An 18,886-nucleotide genomic window follows, 5' to 3' on the forward strand; every position below is an offset into this window, starting at 1 on the left:
AATATGCGTCCGCTAGGGGAGCCTTTTTGGCTGAGAGTGTGCATCTATGCACTAACCCTTTGTACCTGATCCAGATAATGCTGGCGAAGGGAAGCGAAATTTTGGTAAACCTCCTGCGGACAAAATTAAAGGAGGATTTTTTTATGTTTGGTGAAGAAGCATTACAAAACTTTATTGAGTCACCTCTAGGTAAGACGATCATTGTCTTAGTCGCTTTAATTCTTGTGGCCTTGTTTGCGGGAAATCTTTATAAAAAGAAGAATCTTTCCGTTAAGGCATTAGCTTATTCCGGACTTGCCATCGCCCTGGCCACCATCCTGTCTAATTTTACTTTGTTTCAACTGCCCCAAGGGGGTTCTGTTACACCATTTTCCATGATGTTCATTGTTCTTATAGGCTATTGGTTTGGACCTTTTGAAGGGATCTTGGCAGGTGTAACGTATGGACTTTTACAACTTGCCCTGGGAGGATATGTTGTTCATCCTGCACAGCTTTTATTAGATTATCCTTTGGCTTTTGGGGCTCTGGGATTTTCCGGATTCTTTAAAAAAGGCTCTTATTCTCTTATTTATGGCTATATTGCAGGGGTAATGGGGCGATTTGTATGCAGTTTCTTATCCGGATGGATTTTCTTTGGCTCCTATGCATGGGAAGGATTTGATCCCATTACTTATTCCATACTTTATAATTTGTCCTATATTGGAATAGAAATGGTATTAACCATTCTTCTGTTTATGATTCCATCCTTCAGATTTGCACTCAATCATATTAAGAAAACCGTGAATGTCAACGAATATGCTTAAAAATCTTAAGAAAATCCGTTGTAATCGCCAAAAAGCAATTACAACGGATTTTTAATGCCTTATACTTTAAATCATTTATATTAAATGATACAACATCTTTGTGTATATTTCAACAAAATTCATGTTTCATAGCTTTCATATAAATTTATAACATTCATGACATTTAAATTCCCTTTATTAATTAGCATACGTCATACTAATTGAATAAGGGAGTAAAATCTATAGACCTTATTAAAACAGTGGAGAATATACCCTATTGTTTAAAATCTGCTCGATTTCATCTATGCTTTTATTCTGTGCGTTTATAATAAGTACTCCGTGATGTTTATGGTTCGATCTTTTCTCTATGGAAGATGTCAATTCCGGCCTTGTATCCTCATTAATTTCTATCCAATTGGGATGATTAATATATATGTAAGCATCCACCGGATATGGATACTCGTCTTCATAGACTACCTGATACCCTCTTTGCTCTAATTTATCTTTGAATCCTTCTAAACCTCTTTCTATGGCTACAACCATAAAAACACCTCCATAGTTATAGTGTCTCCATGGAGGTATCTGTTATTCTTTAATTTATATTCTCTTGCCTTTATTTTTTAGTTGTGCTATTTGCAGAGCCTGTGCTTCTTCTGCAGACAGTACATATGAACTTTTTCCGTTTTCTATTGGCTTTGCATAGGTATAGGAACCTTCCCTGCTATGTATGCCATTGAGTACTATCCCATCATCATAATCATCTAAAAGCGCAATGGCATAACATAGATCTCCACCCATATCACCAAAAGCATTGTAACGGACAATTCCTGCTTTTTGAATACAACTTTTTAGGTTTCTTTTGATTTGATTACATTCCTCTACGATTCTTTCATTGTCTTTTTCAACTTGCATAACCTTCTCTATATAATCCAGCAGGAGGTCTTCTATAGGTCTTTCTTTCTTGCCCCCCATGAAGTAATTGTACTTTTTGTTGAGCTTACTCAATCTTACCGATAATATGATGACAATAATAAATAAAATGATTGAAAAAGCACTTACTCCTATTAATATTACGCTGCTGTACTCTGAAATGATCCTCATAATGTCCACTTATTTCACCTCTGAACCCCTATTTTCAATAGATTGAATTAAATATAAAATTCTTTCCAAATCCTCATCGGAATAATATTCTATTTCTATTTTTCCTTTTTTTCTACCCTTAGTAATTTGAACTTTCGTTCCTAAGATATTCTTCATTTTATTTTCAATTTCTTTGAATATTGGCGGCATTGCTTCATTTTTTTTCTTTTTTCTCGGTTTTTCCAGTATATCTTTGATCAGTTTTTCTGTTTCCCTTACACTCAGGTTGTCTTTAAGTATTTTGTCAACAACTATAATTTGTTCTTCTTTACCTGGAAGAGCTAGAAGCGCTCTGGCATGCCCTTCGCTAATACTTCCTCTGACTAAAAGTTCTTGAATGCTTTCATCTAATTGAAGGAGTCTAAGGGTATTTGCAATGGCTGAACGACTTTTGCCTACCCTTTTTGCCACTTCCTCCTGCTTAAGAGAAAAAGAATGAATGAGCGTTTCATACGCCTTTGCTTCTTCTATCGGATTCAAATCTTCCCTTTGCAAGTTTTCTATTAAAGAAATCTCCATCACTTCATCATTACTATAATCTTGAATAATTACAGGCACTTCACTAAGTCCTGCCATTCTTGCAGCTCGCCAACGCCTTTCCCCTGCCACAATTACATAAAAACCACCTTGCTTTTTTACAATCAAAGGCTGAATGATTCCATGTTCCTTGATCGACTGCGATAGTTCTTCCAGTTTTTCTTCATCAAAATTTTTTCTTGGTTGCTCTTTATTAGGCTCTATCTCATTTATAGGAACTATTTTGATTTGTCCCACACTACTTTCTTCCGGCAAATCAGATATGAGAGCAGAGAGTCCTTTTCCTAATCCTCTTTTTGCCACTATGCTTCCTTCCTTTCTAATATTTCTGCGACCAGTAATCTGTAACTTTCTGAGCCTTTTGATTTTTCATCATACATCATGATCGGCAATCCATGGCTGGGAGCTTCCCCTAGTCTTACATTCCGCGGAATGAGCGTTGTATATATTTCTTTTGAAAAATATTTTTTAACTTCTTCCACTACCTGCAGGGACAGATTGGTCCTGGCATCATACATTGTAAAAAGAATCCCTTCTATATAGAGATTTGGATTAAGTTTTTTCTGAACCAATTTTATGGTGCTGATTAAATGGGTCAATCCTTCTAAGGCATAATATTCACATTGAATGGGAACCAGTACGCTATCTGCAGCAGTTAGTGCATTAAGCGTCAGTATATTTACCGCAGGAGGGCAATCAATAAAGATATAATCATAATCTTTATTAATTTTCTTAAGAGCATTGCCAAGCACATACTCTCTTTTTTCGACTTCCAATAATTCTATTTCTGCTCCCGCCAAATTCATATTGGAAGGGATCAACTCCAGATTCTTCATAGGCGTCTTTAATTTAATATCATTGATGCTGATTTCTCCAAGAAGTACATCATAGATTGTTTTAGTGAGTTCATTTTTTTGAATGCCTAATCCGCTAGTGGTGTTTCCCTGGGGATCTATATCAATGGTAAGAACTTTATATCCCTGTTCTGCTAAACCAGCAGATACATTAATATTGGTAGTTGTCTTTCCTACTCCACCTTTTTGATTAAAAACTGCAATTACCTTTCCCAAGCTATTTCCCTCCCGTGGCTTTCTTTTGATTAATTATACCACGATTTTAGTATAAATGAATCCTATCTATAATAAAATTTAAAAATGTTTCACGTGAAACAAAAAATTAAACTGCCGCCATAGACTATTATATCGCCTACAAACAGCAGTTTAAATAGGTATTTTATATATTTGCAAAAACCTCTAGTTTCCTATGGCATACTTTGATTTCAAGAGGTAAATCCGGGCCTTTTTCGCCGTCCACATCTGATTCGAAAAAATATTTTTCAGTTTCCAAACAAGAAATTTTGAATTCACTTTTCCTTAAGAATAAAACATTAGGATCGTCTAAATGTTCTCCTTTTAAGATTTTTAGAAATAATACAGCCAATTCATGAAAAGGTCTGGCTTTTATGCCTACAAAATCAAAAAAACCGTCATCTACAGCAGCACCTTTAGCCAAGCGTTCAAATCCGCCAGCACTATTCCCATTCAACACCAAAAAAAGATAAAACAAATCTTCTATAACCGTATCTTCACTTTCTATTCTAAGGGCAAAAGGCCTGAATTTGGGAAGTTGCTCAATTCCTTTGATGTAGTACGCCAGCTTCCCTAAGGTATTCTTAAAATGAAGATCTATCGTTTGAGATACGTTGGTAAAAAGGCCACCGCAGCAAACATTGATAAAATAATTATCATTAACCTCTCCAATATCCACTTTTTTAATGTTATTTCTTAGAATAATATCGCAACACGCACCAACATCCTTTGGCAAATTAAGATGTCCTGCAAAATCATTGGCGGTACCAAAAGGAAAGATGCCTAAAGGGATAGTTAAATTATTTTTTACCATCGCGTTAATAATTTCATTCACTGTTCCATCCCCACCGGCAACAGCTAAAATTGAATAATCATCATTGCTGATCTTTCCTACGGCCTCTGTAATATCTCCTTTTTTATTACTTCTAAAAATACTCACATCATAACCAGCAGTTTGAAACTTATGAATAAATGTATCGAGCTGCAGGTGAAAACTTTTATCTCCTGATGCCGGATTATAGAATAATTTGATTCGCTTCAAACCTCATCCCCCTTTTACATCTTTTCAGGGCTTTTAACACCTAAAAGATAAAGACCAGAGGATAATACAATTTTTACACTATAAACAAGAGCCAATCTAGCTTTTTTAACTGCTTCATCTTCTGTTAAAATTGGATTGTCATGATAAAACTTATTGAAAGCTTGAGCAAGATCCACTACATAACGAGCAATAAATGAAGGTTCTAACTTTTCTGCAGCGTCTTTTACCTTTTCTGGGAACTGACCGATAAGACGGATCACTTCAATAGATGCAGGGTCTGTTAATACATTAAAATCTATATTCTCTTCATCTACTTTAATGTCTGATTTTCTCAAAACACTGCAGGCTCTGGCATGAGTGTACTGAACATAAGGGCCAGTTTCACCATCAAAATTAAGAACCTTATCCCATGAAAACACCACATCTTTGATTCTGTTATTGCTTAAGTCATTAAAGACTACTGCTCCAATTCCTACTTGTTCTGCAACAGTTTCTTTATCTTCCAAATCAGGATTTTTATCATTGATAATCTGTTTCGTTTTCTCAATAGCTTCTTTTAAAAGTTCTTCAAGCAAAACTACATTTCCTTTTCTTGTAGAAAGCTTTCCGGTTTCCATGCTAACAAGACCAAATGGTACATGAACCAATCTGTCATACCAGTCATAACCCATTCTTTTAATAACTTCAAACCATTGAGCAAAGTGCAGATTCTGTGCCAAGGCAGTAACATAAATACATTTATGAAAGTCATATGTATTCTTTCTATAAATGGCAGCAGTAATGTCTCTGGTGGCATATAAAGTACTTCCATCTTTTTTGGTAATCAAACATGGAGGCATATTGACATCTTCTAAATCAACGATTTTAGCCCCTTCACTGTCTTTAAGAAGTCCCTTTCTGTCTAATTCCTCAATAATAGCTTCCATTTTATCATTATAAAAACTTTCTCCGGCATAAGAGTCAAATTCCACACCAAGTAACTTATAAACCTTATTAAATTCTTCTAAACTAATATCTTTAAACCAATTCCAGAGAGAAAGGGCTTCCTCATCCCCTCTTTCCATCTTAGTAAACCAGCTTCTGGCTTCGTCCTCTAGGGATGGGTCTTTTTCAGCTTCTTCATGAAACAATACATAAATACGCATTAATTCTTTGATTCCACCCTGCTCTACTGCTTCCTTGCTTCCCCATTTTTTATAAGCCACAATTAATTTTCCAAATTGAGTACCCCAGTCCCCTAAGTGGTTAACACCTATACAATTGTATCCTAGATGCTTATAAATCCGATAAATACTTCCTCCGATCACTGTAGATCTTAGATGTCCCACATGGAAAGGCTTAGCAATATTAGGCGCTGAATAATCAACAACAATATTTTTTCCTTCCCCTTCATTGGAACTTCCGTATTTTTCTTTAGACTTTAATACACTTTCGAGAATAGCAGAAGCAAATTTAGCTTTATCAATATAAAAATTAATATATCCTGTAACATTTTTTATTTCTTTGATAAAATCCGGTTTTTCAAGAACTTTAACAGTTTCTTCTGCAATCATTGCCGGTGATTTCTTAAAAAGTTTTGCCAGACGAAAACATGGAAAGGCATAATCCCCCATATCGGGACTTGGAGGAATTTCTAACATAGAGATAATTTCCTCTTTCGATAAATCATTAAATTGCTTGTATAAAAGATCTGCGATCTGTACTTTAAAATCCATTATATTCTTCCTTTCTAATATATATGTCAAAAACTCTCGTCAAGAGACGAGAGTGCTTAATTTCCCTTATATGATTGTATCTTTATACATAAAAAAAATCAAGGCGTATATAATATCTTTTCGTGATATAGCCTCAATAATCAAACATTTTAATACAGAAGACATAATTTAATGAATATCAACAATACGTTCTTTGATAGCATAAACAGCTGCCTGTGTTCTGTCACATACATCTATTTTTCTAAATATATTAGATACATGGTTTTTGACAGTTTTTTCACTGATGCAAAGCTTTTGAGCAATTTCTTTATTTAATAACCCTTCTGTAATCAGCTGAAGTACTTCTATTTCTCTGCTGGTCAATCTATTCTTTAGCTCTGATTTTGGATTAGAGGGCGTTGGCGTTTGATTCATTTTCCTAACCAATTGTGCTGCCATATTAGGCTGAATATAAGACTCACCCTCATAAACCGTATGAATTGCAGTAATTAAAGCCTCTGAATCTGAATCTTTCAAGATGTACCCATCAATGCCTGCTTCTACGGTTTCCAAAAGGTATTCGATCTCATTATGAATGGTTAACATGATAATTTTTGAAGGGCAATTCTCTTCTCTCAATCTTTTAACTGCTTCGATCCCATTTAAAACCGGCATATTAATATCCATTAAAATAACATCCGGCTTTTTTTCCAGAGCTTTTCTAATAACTTCTTCTCCATTCCCAGCTTGGTCAATCACCTCGATATCATCTTCTAATTCTATAAGTTGCTTTAATCCTTCTCTTACCATTGAATGATCATCTGCAATAATAATTCTAATATTTCTTTTCATATTACTACACCTCATTTCCTTTCAGCGGAATTCTAATATAATATCTTGTTCCTTGATTAGGTTGGGAGCGAATGGCAAATTCGCCATCCAATAATTGAACTCTTTCTTTCATACTGGAAAGCCCAAAACCACTGCCGTCATCTCTTATCCTTTTGTGTACTTCATTCACATCAAAACCTTTTCCATTATCACTGATAAAAAGCTCTATATTCTCTTCCAGGAATGAAAGCTTTACAGTGGCTTCTGTTGCCTGGGCATGTTTTAAAATATTATTTAATGCCTCTTGTGTTAATCTGAATAAAGTAAGAGAAATAATAGAAGGAAGAATACGAGGCGTTCCATGAGTAATAAATTTAACTACTGTACTGTAGTTTTCGTTAATTTTTAAAATGTATCTTTCTAAAGTTGGAACAATACCTAAATCATCTAAAGACATGGGTCTTAAATCATAGATAATCCTTCTGACATCCTGAATACTGATTCTAACCATTTCTTTTAGATTGATGAGTTCCTGTCTTGCTTTATCTAAGTCCCTGTCCAGGAGTTTAATACATAACTCTGATTTTAAAACGACATTAGACATGGATTGAGCAGGTCCATCATGAATTTCTCTTGCAACCCTTTGGCGCTCATTCTCCTGAGCTTTTAAAATCTTTATTCCCAGGCTCTTCTTTTCTTGTAAATCTTCAATTTGATTAGAAATATCTTTTAAATTTCCTGTTAAAAAGTTCATCGCAATTGCCACATGATTAATGAGATTTTCAGCTTTCTCTACAGTTTTTGCAGAACGTTTAAGCCGGATCTCTAATTCATTTCTTTTTTGAATGAGCATCTGTTCTCTTTCTTTTTCAACCGCTAAATTGATCCGTAGCTGATCAGCTTTGGCATATATTGCTTTCATTTCTTCCTGAGAATATTGATCAAAGTTTTTACTGACTTGCATAAGCTCAAGTCTACTTTTCTTTAAAGCCCTCTCAAAATTTTGTACCAAATCCATAGTATTTGAAATTTGAGCTTTTAATTCTTCTAATTCTTGTTGCAATTGCTGATATTCTTCTTGGGCATGCTCTGCAATATCATAAATTTCATTTTTACTTTGTTCAAAACTATCAATAGTTCGTTTTAAAATTCTGTCAAGTTGATCCATATTAGAACTGGACATCTTATAACTCCTTTAAGGAAAACTTTCTATCTAATTTATTCTATAAAATTATGACAATATCCTCTTTTTATTTCAAAATAATTACAAAATAATTACATTGGATAGAATTTAAAATTTTTCATATCCTAATGATAATAAAGTATCAACATAATAGATATGGAGAAAATTATGTTTCAGATTGTATCAAGTTTCATTTTATTTGGACTGGCTCTAAAGATTTATAAAAGAGAACCTAAAAATCTTATTTCATTTTCCTTTTGTTTTTTCCTGATATCAATAGGAATATTATATATTCTTAGCTTTACATTTATAAAGTATATAAAACCTCTTTTAAATCTTTAATTGAAATGAGTGGTCTTTTGAAAAAGATAATAGTTATTGCGATCTTTGTTATATGGATTCTGGTATTCAAACCTTCACAATTATCCGCAAATGTTCATATTCCTCCATTAAAAGACAAATTACTTATTATTCTAGTCTCTGATCTTTCCATTAATGATAACATATTTGAATCAGAAGGCCTCTATGCTCTATTACATATCAATCCCAAAAAAAATTACAGTAATTTAATGTCGGACATACAAGAAAAAAATAAATCCTTTGCATTCATGACAGAAGATGAATACATCTCTTGGGGTTATAAATCCCAAGATTCTATTATAATCATAAAAGACAGTAAAATAAAGAACTTATATAAATTATTATCTTATAATTTCTCCAATAGAGATGTCATCATCACCTCTTTATCAAAAATTATTACTCCCCTTTGGATACAAACACATACAACAGGACTTCTTTACAGCACCTTAACTAAAACAGAAGGTTTTATTAAATATGGAGATTTCTTAACTTTAATCAGCAGCAAACATACCTTATCTCAACATATGATTTATTTTAAAGAAAGCGAAAATCCTATTGGGCATTTACAAAATCTATATCATCAGACGATTTCTTTGTTCTATGGAAGATATATCTTAATAGGCTATATCCTGATAGCCTATTTAGTGTTTCTCTATTTTAAAAAATCTCGCTGTATTCTTGGATATTCCATTTTTTTCTGTATGTTCTTGTCTACAGTATTTGGTTTTCATATTTTTGCTTTTCTTAATGGAATACTAAAAAGTAGTATAATCATTTTTTTGTCTTTAATCCTTGGGGGCGTTATCTGCTATTTAAATTTGGACTATAAAAAAACTTTAATCTGTGTTTGGATTTCTCATTTTCTCCTTCTGTTTTATTTTACATTTTCTCGAATTTTTTTATATAAAAGCCCCATAGGTTTTAATAATATCTTTCAAGGAACGAGATTTTACGGATGGAATAATGATTTGATCGGAATTTTTCTAGGTTTATTGCTAGGCATTATTTTTACTATTTCCAGGACTAAAAAAGGAAATCTTTTATTGATACAGATTGTCTTATTATTTACTTGCATACTATGTTTTTCCCCACTATATGGTGCCAATGTAGGTGGGATGTTAAGCTGTTTCTGTGCAATATTAGCAAGTATTTATATCTTTGAAGAGGTTAAAATAAAGAAAATACTTTATATTGGAATAAGTACCTTAACCTTTTTAATCCTTCAAAAATACTTTATTCTCTGGGACTTAAATCAAACTTCTTCAACCCACTGGGGAATATGGGTTCAATCTATCCATGAAAAAAATCTTTCTTTTTCTTTTGAAATCATTTATGGTAAACTCAAACAAATTTTTTTATTTCTCCTCCTTCCTCCTTTAAATATCTTCATATTTCTTGATTGGGTTTTAATATGCAAATTAAGAAATTTAAAGATATATGATGAAAAATGGGGAAAAATCTTTTTTATTATATCAGCTGGAATAATTTTTCTAAATGATTCCGGGGTACTATCTTCCATTTACATGCTTTTTTATTTCTTAATTCCTATTTATTACTTTTCTTTTTCCAATGAATAAGAGATAATATAAATACAAACCTTAGGGAGGCGTTTTAATGAAGAAAAAAAATATCCTTATAAAAGTAATCATGGCCATATCTGCTCTGACCATAATAAATCGTACTCTGTTTAAACTTGGTTCATATAGATATAAAAAAATTCAAAGAAAATACAAAACCTATTCATGGAAATTGGGAAAAATCCATTATAGAGTTGAAGGCAGGGGACTTCCTTTATTACTTATTCATGGAATAGGGAATGGCGCTTCTTCCTATGAATGGAGAAAGAATATTCCTTTTCTCTCCAAACACTTCAGGGTGTATAGCATAGATTTGTTAGGATTTGGATATTCTTCAAGACCAAAGATCACATATACCGCTTATCTTTATGTTCAGCTTATACAGGATTTTATAAAAGACGTTATTAAAGAACCAGTATTTGTGATTGCCAATTCTCAATCTGCTTCATTTGCTCTAATGTCCTGCGCGATGTCACCAGGTTTATTTAAAAAATTAATTTTAATTTCACCCACAGGAATTGATAAGCAATCCAAATATCCAGAGCCAAAAACTAAAATTATAAAAAAATTAATTGAAACGCCTATTATTGGAACAACTTTTTATCAGGTTATTTCATCCAAACCATATATCTGTTATTTTCTTAAAAATAAATTATACAGATCCCGTTATTCTATAAATTCATCTTTAGTAAATGCTTATTACGGTTCAGCCCATTTAGGAGGACCTTCTTCAAGATACTTCCTTGCATCATTTTTAGGGGAATATCTTAATGTGAATGTCAGAGAAACCCTCAGAAAAGTAACTTGTCCCATTTGCATTATTTGGGGACGGGAAAATGAACTGGTTCCATTAAAATTATTAGATGAATGGACTTTACTTAAACCTTCCATCACTTCATATATCTTTGATAAGTCAAAAGCAATGCCCCACGAAGAAGAACCTCTTTATTTTAATGAAATTTGCAAAGATTTTTTAATAAATAAATAAGGATTCACCCGATAATGGGTGAATCCTTATCTAATTGGTATTTTTATGTTTATTTCATAAAAATCATCTTTTTCTTCCATGGTATATTGAGCTTCAACACCAGACTGCTGAATTAAATCCACAGCCTGTTGAATGGTATTGGTAAACAATCGGATATCCTTTAAAAACCTTTTCATTTTCTGTTCTTTTTTCTCTTCTGACTGATGAATAATCTTTTCAATGGTTTGATCCACTAATTCTTCAGTCTTTTTCACATTTAAACCTTGAATAATAACTTTCTTTAAAACTTCCATCTGCATCTCTTCATCTGGAAGTTTAATAAGTGCTCTTGCATGTCTTTCTGATAAATTATTTTCCAGCAGCAGTTTTTTAACAGCAGGAGATAACTTTAATAATCTAAGCTTATTGGCAATAGTGGATTGGCTTTTTCCCACACTTTTTGCTAATTCCTCCTGAGTAAAACCATAATCTTTCATTAGATTAAAGTATGCATCCGCTTCTTCTAAAAAGTTAAGCTCTTCTCTTTGTAGATTTTCAATCAGGGACAGTACAGCACTATCTTTGTCACTCACTTCTATGATCACAGCAGGGATTACATCCATTCCTGCATTTTTACATGCCCTTAGTCTTCTTTCTCCCGCAACCAATTCATAATTAGAATTTCCTATCATGCGGACACTAATTGGCTGCATCACTCCATATTCTCTAATGGAATTAGTTAATTCATCCAGAGCTATTTTATCAAAACTTTTTCTTGGCTGATATGGATTAGGACGTATTTTATCTACAGGAATCCATTGTATCTTTAATTCTTTTGATTGATCTATGTGCATAAACTGCTATCGCCCCCTATAATTCAATCCGAAAACCAAATAATACCTATATTATAACACAATATTATGTATAATATATCATTTTTTCATATAATATTTAAAAATTACTATTATTGTATAGGATTTTTACTTGGTTTACCAGGTTTTCTTGGATATTTTGCAGGAGTTTCTCTTTCCTTCTCTATAAAAATAATTCTATGGCTTATATCGCTAAAAGGAATATGAACATCCTTTTGATCTATGATCTTTCCTCCAAGAATCGTAATCGCTTTCTTTGAAGCTTCTATTTCTTCATCACTATTAATACTTTTCATACACAGAAATTTCCCCCCTATCTTAATAAAAGGAAGGGTGTATTCTGCGAGTACAGATAAATGGGCTACTGCTCTTGATACAGAAACATCATAAGATTCCCTATGAAGTTTATCTTGACCTAACTCTTCAGCTCTTCCATGGATAGGTTCTGCCTCATCAAGAGATAATTTTAAAACAACTTCCTTTAAAAACTCAATTCTCTTGTTTAAGGAATCCATTAAGGTAATCTTAAGATTAGGGTATGCAATTTTAAGAGGAACACCTGGAAACCCTGCTCCAGTCCCTATATCAATAACACTTTCTACCGATGAAAAATCAAAAAATTTACCAATGGATATGGAATCTAAAAAGTGTTTTATAATAATGTCTTTCTCTTCTGTAATAGCAGTCAAATTCATCTTTTCATTCCACTCTAAGAGCAAGTCTTTATACTCTAAAAACTGATCAATTTGTTTGGAATTTAAATGGATGCCAAATTCTTTGCTTCCATCATCTAAATACTGTTTAAGTTCCATATGAATACTCCTACTTATTTAGATTTTTACTTCTATTCATTTGCTCTAAATATACTAACAAAACAGATATATCAGCAGGAGAAACTCCAGATATTCTGGAAGCTTGTCCTATGGATCTGGGTTTAATGACCTGAAGTTTTTGAGCTGCTTCTATTCTAAGTCCTTTGATCTGATGATAATCTATATCTTCACTAAGAAGCTTGTTTTCAAGCTTTTTAAATTGCTCTACCTGAATCATCTGACGCTTAATATAACCTTCATATTTTAGTTGAATATTAACTTGTTCTTGAACATCCTCAGGAAGTTCTACACGACCTGGATCAATCTCTTTGATTTTATAATAATCTAACTCCGGGCGCTTAATAAGTTCTGAAAGAGGTATACCTGACCTAAGGGGCGTGCTGTTATAGGATTCAAGAAAAGCCTGAACAGAAGGTACAACACCAACAACCGTCTCCTTCATTCTTTTTATCTCTTCTTCAATAAGTCTTTTCTTTTCCAGAAGCTTTTCATATCGCTCTTTAGAAATAAGTCCTGCATGATACCCTTTTTCAGTTAGACGAAGATCTGCATTATCCTGCCTTAAAAGTAATCTGTATTCTGCCCTCGAAGTCATCATTCTGTAAGGTTCTTTGGTTCCCTTAGTCACCAAATCATCAATGAGTACCCCTATATATCCTTCAGAACGATCAATGATCATTGGTTCTTTACCTAATATTTTTAATGCAGCATTAATACCTGCTACAATCCCTTGCGCCGCCGCTTCTTCATATCCTGAACTTCCATTAAATTGTCCTGCACTGAATAATCCTGCAATTTCTTTAAATTCTAGAGTATGTCTGAGTTGAGTCGGATTAATACAGTCATATTCTATCGCATAAGCCGTTCTCATAATTTCACAGTTTTCCAGTCCCGGTAAGGAACGTAACATAGCCAGTTGAACGTCTTCAGGAAGAGACGTGGACATCCCTTGAACATACATTTCTATGGTATCTTCACCTTCAGGTTCCAGAAAAACCTGATGTCTTTCTTTATCGGCAAAACGTACAATTTTATCTTCAATAGAAGGACAATATCTGGGACCTATCCCTTCAATTTTTCCTCCATATAAAGCTGAACGATGAAGATTGTCTCGAATGATTTGATGGGTTTTTTCATTCGTATAAGTCAACCAACAAGAGATCTGATCTCTGGCAATAGCTTTTGGATCCGTTTCAAAGGAAAAAGGAACGATTTTTTCATCCCCAGGCTGTTCTTCCATCTTTGAAAAATCAATACTTCTTCTGTCTACCCTGGCAGGAGTACCTGTTTTAAACCTAAGTAATTCTATTCCCAATTCCTTTAAACAATCCGTCAATTTATTGGCAGGTTTTAAACCATTGGGTCCCGTATACTCTACTGTATCTCCAATAAAGCAACATGCTCTTAAATAAGTTCCTGTTGCTATAACCACAGCTTTACAATAATAAATGGCTCCATTGGCTGTTTCTACAGCTTTTACCTTTTTATCTTCTACATGAATTTTTACAATTTCCGCCTGTTTAATCGTTAGATTTTCAGTATTCTCTAAAGTTTTCTTCATTTCCTTTGAATAACGGTATTTATCTGCCTGGGCCCTGAGAGAATGCACAGCAGGTCCTTTTCCCATATTCAACATTCTGGATTGAATAAAGGTTTTATCTATATTTTTTCCCATTTCTCCTCCTAAGGCATCAATTTCTCTAACCAAATGACCCTTAGAAGTTCCTCCTATATTCGGATTACAGGGCATCATAGCAATACTGTCTAAACTGATCGCAAATATAACTGTATTAAGTCCTAGTCTTGCAGTTGCAAGAGCAGCTTCACACCCTGCATGTCCTCCACCAATTACAGCAACATCGATATTCCCAGCGTTGTAACTCATGTTTTCCCTCTTTCTTTTTATTTACCTAAACAAAATTGACTAAAAATCTTTTGAATTAAATCATCCTGAACAGATTCACCGGTAATTTCTCCTAAATATTTGTATGCATTGGTTAAATCAATGGATAAGCAATCTTCCGGCATCTCCATATCGATGGTAGATAAAGCATCTTTTAAACATTCATCGGCTTTTATAAGAGCATCTTTATGTCTTAAGTTTGTGATCATTATAGATTCTTCCATATTGATTTTACCAGTCATAAACATTTCTTTTAAAGTTTCCTCTAATCGTTCTATATCTTCTCTATTTTTTGCAGAGATTTCTAATATCTCATTTTGAGTAAATCTGTTATATATTTCGTTTTTATCCAGCTTAGCCGGTAAATCCGTCTTATTAAGCAGAACCAATTTCTTTTTATTTTCAATTAAATTCATAATGTACATATCTTCTTCTGTCAAGGAAGTGGATAAATCCAAAATCATAATAATTAAATCAGCCGATTCTATAATCTCTTTAGAACGATTCACACCTATTTGTTCTACAACATCTTCAGTTTCTCTAATACCTGCAGTGTCAATCAATTTAAAAGGAACCCCTGAAATATTGATATATTCTTCCAGAACATCTCTGGTGGTACCAGGTATATTCGTAACAATTGCCCTTTGTTCTCTGAGCAAAGCATTTAAAAGAGAGGACTTCCCAACATTAGGCTTTCCAACAATAGCCGTTTTTACCCCTTCTCTTAATATTTTTCCTGAATCAGCTGTATCTAATAAACGATGAATATTGGCTCTGATTTCTTCTATACGTTTTCTTACTCGATCATAACCTAATTCTTCTATATCATACTCTGGATAATCGATAGCAGCTTCTATATGAGCCATAATTTCTAAAAGTTCTTCTCTAATTTCTCCGATTCTATGAGATAAACTTCCTTCCAATTGATCCATTGCCGTACTTAAAGACATATCTGTTTTTGCTTCAATGATATCAATGACAGCCTCTGCCTGGGATAAGTCTATTCGACCATTTAAAAATGCTCTTTTTGTGAATTCTCCAGGTTCTGCCAGTCTTGCTCCCATTTTTAACACTTGCTCCAATACCTTTCTTACAGAAACAATACCTCCATGACAATTGATTTCTACAATGTCTTCTTTCGTATAGGTATTAGGAGCTTTCATAACCATAACCAATACTTCATCTATAGTTTTCTTTGACTCTTTATCAATAATATATCCATAATGAATCGTATGCGATCTAACTTTTGATAAATCTTGATTTTTTTTGCCTCTAAAAATTGGATTGACAATGGAAAAGACATCTTTTCCACTTAGCCTGATAATTCCAATACCACCAGTACCCGGAGGCGTTGAAATAGCGGCAATTGTATCCTCTATCATATAATTACTCCTTTATTTTTGTATTTTAAAAACCCAGTATAAACTGGGTTTTATCCATGACTTATTGGGCTAATGACTACCTTACGATAAGGTTCTTCACCTTCACTGTGGGTTTTAACAAATTTATCGTTTTGGAGTGCAAAATGAATGATTCTTCTTTCATAAGGATTCATCGGTTCTAGTACAATACTTTTCTTTGTTGCTTTTACTTTTTTGGCTAAGTTTCTTGCGAGAGCTTCCAGGGTATCTTTTCTCTTCTCTCTATAATTTTCTGTATCTAAGGTAATACGAACATAATTTTCTTTTTCTTTATTCGCCACCAAATTCACTAAATATTGAAGAGAATCCAGAGTTTGACCTCTTTTTCCAATTAAGATCCCCATATCTTCTCCTCTTAAATTAAAATAATAATTACCGTTTTCTCTTTCCTCTACATCTATGACAGCCTGTATGTTCATTTTTTCAAAAATATCTTCCAAAAATTTAGTTGCAGCATTTATTGGATTATATTTTTTTCTCAAGCGAACCTTGGCCATTTTGCTTCCAATTCCTAAAAATCCTTTAGACCCCTTCTCAATGATTTCAATCTCTACATTGTCTCTTGTAACACCTAATTCAATTAATCCTTCCGTTATTGCCTCTTCAACCGTCTTTCCTATTTTCTCAATAAAATCCATATTCTATTCACCTTCCCCCGCTTTGTCCATACTCTTATTAATGGCTAACTGCTGAATAATTTGGAAAATATTGCTTGTTATCCAGTATATTCCTAATCCGGCCGGTAAAGTATATGTCATCCATGCTGTTAAAAAAGGAAAAACTATATTCATTGTTTTTTGAGTTTGTGCTGCTTGATCATTTTGCTGCTGCTGAGTACCTGAAGATATTACTTTTGATGAAAGGTAAGTAGTAAATCCTGCGATAAAAGTAAGCAAAATAACAGCTATAATTACTCCTTGTCCCATTAAATCGCTCGGAGAATCTACCAAACTAATGCCCAAAAATATTTCTATATTATCTTTTTGTTGTAAAAGAGCTTGGGGAATATCTTTAAAAGTCTGTGTTAACTGACCCCATTCATTGGTTGTTAAATGAGATAAAACCGATTGCAAACCTTCTACTGTACCTAAAGTCGTTTCATTCAGTTGAACATTCGCTCTTTCTTTAACAATTCCCTGTAAGATACTTTGATATCCCTGAACGTTCATAATTTGAACGGCTAATTGATTATAAATATCATGGAGCTTATTAATGTATGTACCTGCTCTTTGTAATACTCTAAACAAAGCAAAGAAAATAGGCATTTGAATAAGTAGAGGCAAACATCCACCCAAAGGACTGATTTTATGCTTTTTATAAAGTTCACTTAATTCCATACTCATTTGTTTTTGAGATTCAGGATCTTTTTTATCTTTATATTTATTCTGAATTCGTTGAATTTCCGGTTGAACTTTTTGCATATTTTTCATGGAACGTTGTTGATTAATCATAAGGGGAAGAATCAATAGTCGGACAAAAATCGTAAATAAAATGATTGTAATTCCTAAAGAACCTGCAGGACTTATTGAATAAATCACATCAAAAATCTGATTTAATACAACTCCTAAGATTTGTGCTAAAAAATCTATCAACTTATTTCCTCCTTTAATTATGGAACAGGATCATATCCCCCCGGATGAAATGGATGACATCTTAAAATCCTCTTCACTCCTAAATATATTCCTTTTATTGTCCCGTATTTTTCTACTGCCAGATAAGTATATTGTGAACAACTAGGATAAAATCTACACACGGGAGGTTTGCAAGGAGAAATGAATCGGCGATAAAACGAAATGCAACCTAGTAACAACTTTTTCAAATCAATCTCATTCCTTCCTCTTATATTAAAGGAATAATCCCGCTTTTTTTAGCAAATGGACAAGGGCTTTAGATATTTCATGATAATCTGATTCTTTTGATGGAATTCTCGCAATGATCACAATATCCCATCCTAATTGAATATGCTCTTCGTGAAGTCTATAGCTTTCCTTTATTAAACGAGTAATTCGATTTCTGACAACACTGTTTCCAACTTTCCTACTGACTGAAATACCCAATCTATTTATATCTTTTCCATTTTTTAAACGATACATAACCAATAAACGATTAGCTATAGAATTTCCTTTATTATATACGATTTTAAATTGAAAATTCTTTTTTAACGACTCCGTATGTTTCATAAAACTCCTCCTAAAAATACTTACTCACCGCAGCCATACAAGTAATGAACGGTCAAAATCGGAGGAAAAAAAGCTTATAGTACAACAAGGCCACAATGATGCGGCCTTGTTTATGCTGACAATCTTTTTCTACCTTTTGCTCTTCTTCTTGCTAATACGGCTCTTCCACTTGCTGTTTTCATTCTTTTACGAAAACCATGTTCTTTTTGTCTTTGTCTCTTTTTTGGCTGAAATGTCATTTTCATTCTCAGCACCTCCTTTGCAGTCTATACAAATCAACATTCGTCGACATAGGCCCACATTTCGTGTTTTTGTAAGCACTATTACAATTATAGTAAATATCCTATAGCTCGTCAAGAACCTATTTCTTTACAATTCCCAATCTATGTGGATTATTTTCTTGTGGATAATTTTTTTATTATTGATTATCCACAAGAATTTTGATATTATGAAAAAGAAGTTGTGTATAACTTATT

Annotated in this window: 20 protein-coding genes and 1 riboswitch; of the genes, 3 read left to right on the forward strand and 17 right to left on the reverse strand. The window is 33.2% G+C overall.

Annotation, left to right across the window (positions count from 1 at the left end; all coding sequences use genetic code 11):
- The first annotated feature begins 4 nt into the window (after positions 1-4).
- Positions 5-109: riboswitch (TPP riboswitch) on the forward strand.
- 34 nt (positions 110-143) lie between these two features.
- Entirely contained in the window at positions 144-803 is a 660-nt protein-coding gene (gene thiT / locus JOD07_RS08925) for an energy-coupled thiamine transporter ThiT (RefSeq protein ID WP_201800611.1), read from the forward strand.
- A gap of 231 nt (positions 804-1,034) precedes the next feature.
- On the opposite strand, the gene JOD07_RS08930 is transcribed toward thiT, so the two are convergent.
- The 8 genes from JOD07_RS08930 to JOD07_RS08965 form a co-directional block, all read right to left on the reverse strand.
- Complete coding sequence (locus JOD07_RS08930) at positions 1,035-1,325, reverse strand: YkuS family protein (protein ID WP_158741497.1); 291 nt, start codon at positions 1,323-1,325, stop codon at positions 1,035-1,037.
- 54 nt (positions 1,326-1,379) lie between these two features.
- Positions 1,380-1,883: a DUF4446 family protein gene (locus tag JOD07_RS08935; RefSeq protein ID WP_158741498.1), complete on the reverse strand. Its 504-nt coding sequence runs from the start codon at positions 1,881-1,883 to the stop codon at positions 1,380-1,382.
- Positions 1,884-1,892: 9 nt separating this feature from the next.
- Entirely contained in the window at positions 1,893-2,765 is an 873-nt protein-coding gene (locus JOD07_RS08940) for a ParB/RepB/Spo0J family partition protein (RefSeq protein ID WP_158741527.1), read from the reverse strand.
- Positions 2,762-3,529 carry a ParA family protein gene (locus tag JOD07_RS08945; RefSeq protein ID WP_158741499.1) on the reverse strand — a complete coding sequence of 256 codons (768 nt, stop codon included), beginning with the start codon at positions 3,527-3,529 and terminating at the stop codon, positions 2,762-2,764. The genes JOD07_RS08940 and JOD07_RS08945 overlap by 4 nt, the downstream gene beginning before the upstream one ends.
- Positions 3,530-3,692: 163 nt before the next feature.
- On the reverse strand, positions 3,693-4,589 hold the full coding sequence (locus tag JOD07_RS08950; RefSeq protein ID WP_158741500.1) for a YegS/Rv2252/BmrU family lipid kinase: 897 nt from the start codon (positions 4,587-4,589) through the stop codon (positions 3,693-3,695).
- Between the two features lie 14 nt (positions 4,590-4,603).
- Complete coding sequence (argS, locus tag JOD07_RS08955; RefSeq protein ID WP_204613575.1) at positions 4,604-6,304, reverse strand: arginine--tRNA ligase; 1,701 nt, start codon at positions 6,302-6,304, stop codon at positions 4,604-4,606.
- 168 nt (positions 6,305-6,472) lie between these two features.
- The gene (locus tag JOD07_RS08960) at positions 6,473-7,135 is read right to left on the reverse strand and encodes a response regulator (RefSeq protein WP_158741502.1); all 663 of its coding nucleotides are present in this window, start codon (positions 7,133-7,135) and stop codon (positions 6,473-6,475) included.
- A 4-nt stretch (positions 7,136-7,139) separates the two neighbouring features.
- Positions 7,140-8,297 carry a sensor histidine kinase gene (locus JOD07_RS08965; protein ID WP_158741503.1) on the reverse strand — a complete coding sequence of 386 codons (1,158 nt, stop codon included), beginning with the start codon at positions 8,295-8,297 and terminating at the stop codon, positions 7,140-7,142.
- Positions 8,298-8,905: 608 nt separating this feature from the next.
- On the opposite strand from JOD07_RS08965, the gene JOD07_RS08970 reads away from it, so the two are divergent.
- On the forward strand, positions 8,906-10,234 hold the full coding sequence (locus JOD07_RS08970) for a hypothetical protein (RefSeq protein ID WP_204613576.1): 1,329 nt from the start codon (positions 8,906-8,908) through the stop codon (positions 10,232-10,234).
- A 37-nt stretch (positions 10,235-10,271) separates the two neighbouring features.
- Positions 10,272-11,222 carry an alpha/beta fold hydrolase gene (locus JOD07_RS08975; protein ID WP_158741505.1) on the forward strand — a complete coding sequence of 317 codons (951 nt, stop codon included), beginning with the start codon at positions 10,272-10,274 and terminating at the stop codon, positions 11,220-11,222.
- Positions 11,223-11,248: 26 nt separating this feature from the next.
- Here the strand turns inward: JOD07_RS08975 and noc are convergent, their stop codons facing one another.
- The 9 genes from noc to rpmH all read right to left on the reverse strand — a co-directional run bounded on the left by noc (position 11,249) and on the right by rpmH (position 18,655).
- A complete protein-coding gene (gene noc, locus JOD07_RS08980) occupies positions 11,249-12,055 on the reverse strand; it encodes a nucleoid occlusion protein (RefSeq protein WP_158741506.1) in 807 nt (268 codons plus the stop codon).
- A gap of 110 nt (positions 12,056-12,165) precedes the next feature.
- Positions 12,166-12,885, reverse strand: coding sequence for a 16S rRNA (guanine(527)-N(7))-methyltransferase RsmG (gene rsmG, locus JOD07_RS08985; protein ID WP_158741507.1), 720 nt, complete (start codon positions 12,883-12,885; stop codon positions 12,166-12,168).
- Positions 12,886-12,895: 10 nt separating this feature from the next.
- Positions 12,896-14,791, reverse strand: coding sequence for a tRNA uridine-5-carboxymethylaminomethyl(34) synthesis enzyme MnmG (gene mnmG, locus JOD07_RS08990; RefSeq protein ID WP_158741508.1), 1,896 nt, complete (start codon positions 14,789-14,791; stop codon positions 12,896-12,898).
- A gap of 17 nt (positions 14,792-14,808) precedes the next feature.
- Positions 14,809-16,191 carry a tRNA uridine-5-carboxymethylaminomethyl(34) synthesis GTPase MnmE gene (mnmE, locus tag JOD07_RS08995; protein ID WP_158741509.1) on the reverse strand — a complete coding sequence of 461 codons (1,383 nt, stop codon included), beginning with the start codon at positions 16,189-16,191 and terminating at the stop codon, positions 14,809-14,811.
- Positions 16,192-16,241: 50 nt separating this feature from the next.
- The gene (gene jag, locus JOD07_RS09000; RefSeq protein WP_158741510.1) at positions 16,242-16,868 is read right to left on the reverse strand and encodes an RNA-binding cell elongation regulator Jag/EloR; all 627 of its coding nucleotides are present in this window, start codon (positions 16,866-16,868) and stop codon (positions 16,242-16,244) included.
- Positions 16,869-16,871: 3 nt separating this feature from the next.
- Positions 16,872-17,822 (reverse strand): YidC/Oxa1 family membrane protein insertase, encoded by a 951-nt coding sequence (locus JOD07_RS09005; RefSeq protein ID WP_158741511.1) that lies wholly within the window; start codon positions 17,820-17,822, stop codon positions 16,872-16,874.
- Between the two features lie 17 nt (positions 17,823-17,839).
- A complete protein-coding gene (yidD, locus tag JOD07_RS09010; protein ID WP_158741512.1) occupies positions 17,840-18,049 on the reverse strand; it encodes a membrane protein insertion efficiency factor YidD in 210 nt (69 codons plus the stop codon).
- 25 nt (positions 18,050-18,074) lie between these two features.
- Positions 18,075-18,410: a ribonuclease P protein component gene (gene rnpA, locus JOD07_RS09015; RefSeq protein WP_158741513.1), complete on the reverse strand. Its 336-nt coding sequence runs from the start codon at positions 18,408-18,410 to the stop codon at positions 18,075-18,077.
- A 110-nt stretch (positions 18,411-18,520) separates the two neighbouring features.
- A complete protein-coding gene (gene rpmH, locus JOD07_RS09020; protein WP_158741514.1) occupies positions 18,521-18,655 on the reverse strand; it encodes a 50S ribosomal protein L34 in 135 nt (44 codons plus the stop codon).
- Between the last annotated feature and the right edge of the window lie 231 nt (positions 18,656-18,886).

The organism is Defluviitalea raffinosedens, from assembly GCF_016908775.1.
Lineage (GTDB): Bacteria > Bacillota > Clostridia > Lachnospirales > Defluviitaleaceae > Defluviitalea > Defluviitalea raffinosedens.

What these genes read in the sequence shown, in the direction of transcription:
- JOD07_RS08935 (WP_158741498.1), bottom strand. Translation starts at nt 1,883, where the DNA reads ATGAGGATCATTTCAGAGTACAGCAGCGTAATATTAATAGGAGTAAGT.
- rnpA (WP_158741513.1), bottom strand. Translation starts at nt 18,410, where the DNA reads ATGAAACATACGGAGTCGTTAAAAAAGAATTTTCAATTTAAAATCGTA.
- JOD07_RS08960 (WP_158741502.1), bottom strand. Translation starts at nt 7,135, where the DNA reads ATGAAAAGAAATATTAGAATTATTATTGCAGATGATCATTCAATGGTA.
- rpmH (WP_158741514.1), bottom strand. Translation starts at nt 18,655, where the DNA reads ATGAAAATGACATTTCAGCCAAAAAAGAGACAAAGACAAAAAGAACAT.
- JOD07_RS08970 (WP_204613576.1), top strand. Translation starts at nt 8,906, where the DNA reads ATGACAGAAGATGAATACATCTCTTGGGGTTATAAATCCCAAGATTCT.
- rsmG (WP_158741507.1), bottom strand. Translation starts at nt 12,885, where the DNA reads ATGGAACTTAAACAGTATTTAGATGATGGAAGCAAAGAATTTGGCATC.
- argS (WP_204613575.1), bottom strand. Translation starts at nt 6,304, where the DNA reads ATGGATTTTAAAGTACAGATCGCAGATCTTTTATACAAGCAATTTAAT.
- noc (WP_158741506.1), bottom strand. Translation starts at nt 12,055, where the DNA reads ATGCACATAGATCAATCAAAAGAATTAAAGATACAATGGATTCCTGTA.
- JOD07_RS08930 (WP_158741497.1), bottom strand. Translation starts at nt 1,325, where the DNA reads ATGGTTGTAGCCATAGAAAGAGGTTTAGAAGGATTCAAAGATAAATTA.
- jag (WP_158741510.1), bottom strand. Translation starts at nt 16,868, where the DNA reads ATGGATTTTATTGAGAAAATAGGAAAGACGGTTGAAGAGGCAATAACG.
- thiT (WP_201800611.1), top strand. Translation starts at nt 144, where the DNA reads ATGTTTGGTGAAGAAGCATTACAAAACTTTATTGAGTCACCTCTAGGT.
- JOD07_RS08965 (WP_158741503.1), bottom strand. Translation starts at nt 8,297, where the DNA reads ATGTCCAGTTCTAATATGGATCAACTTGACAGAATTTTAAAACGAACT.
- JOD07_RS08975 (WP_158741505.1), top strand. Translation starts at nt 10,272, where the DNA reads ATGAAGAAAAAAAATATCCTTATAAAAGTAATCATGGCCATATCTGCT.
- mnmE (WP_158741509.1), bottom strand. Translation starts at nt 16,191, where the DNA reads ATGATAGAGGATACAATTGCCGCTATTTCAACGCCTCCGGGTACTGGT.
- mnmG (WP_158741508.1), bottom strand. Translation starts at nt 14,791, where the DNA reads ATGAGTTACAACGCTGGGAATATCGATGTTGCTGTAATTGGTGGAGGA.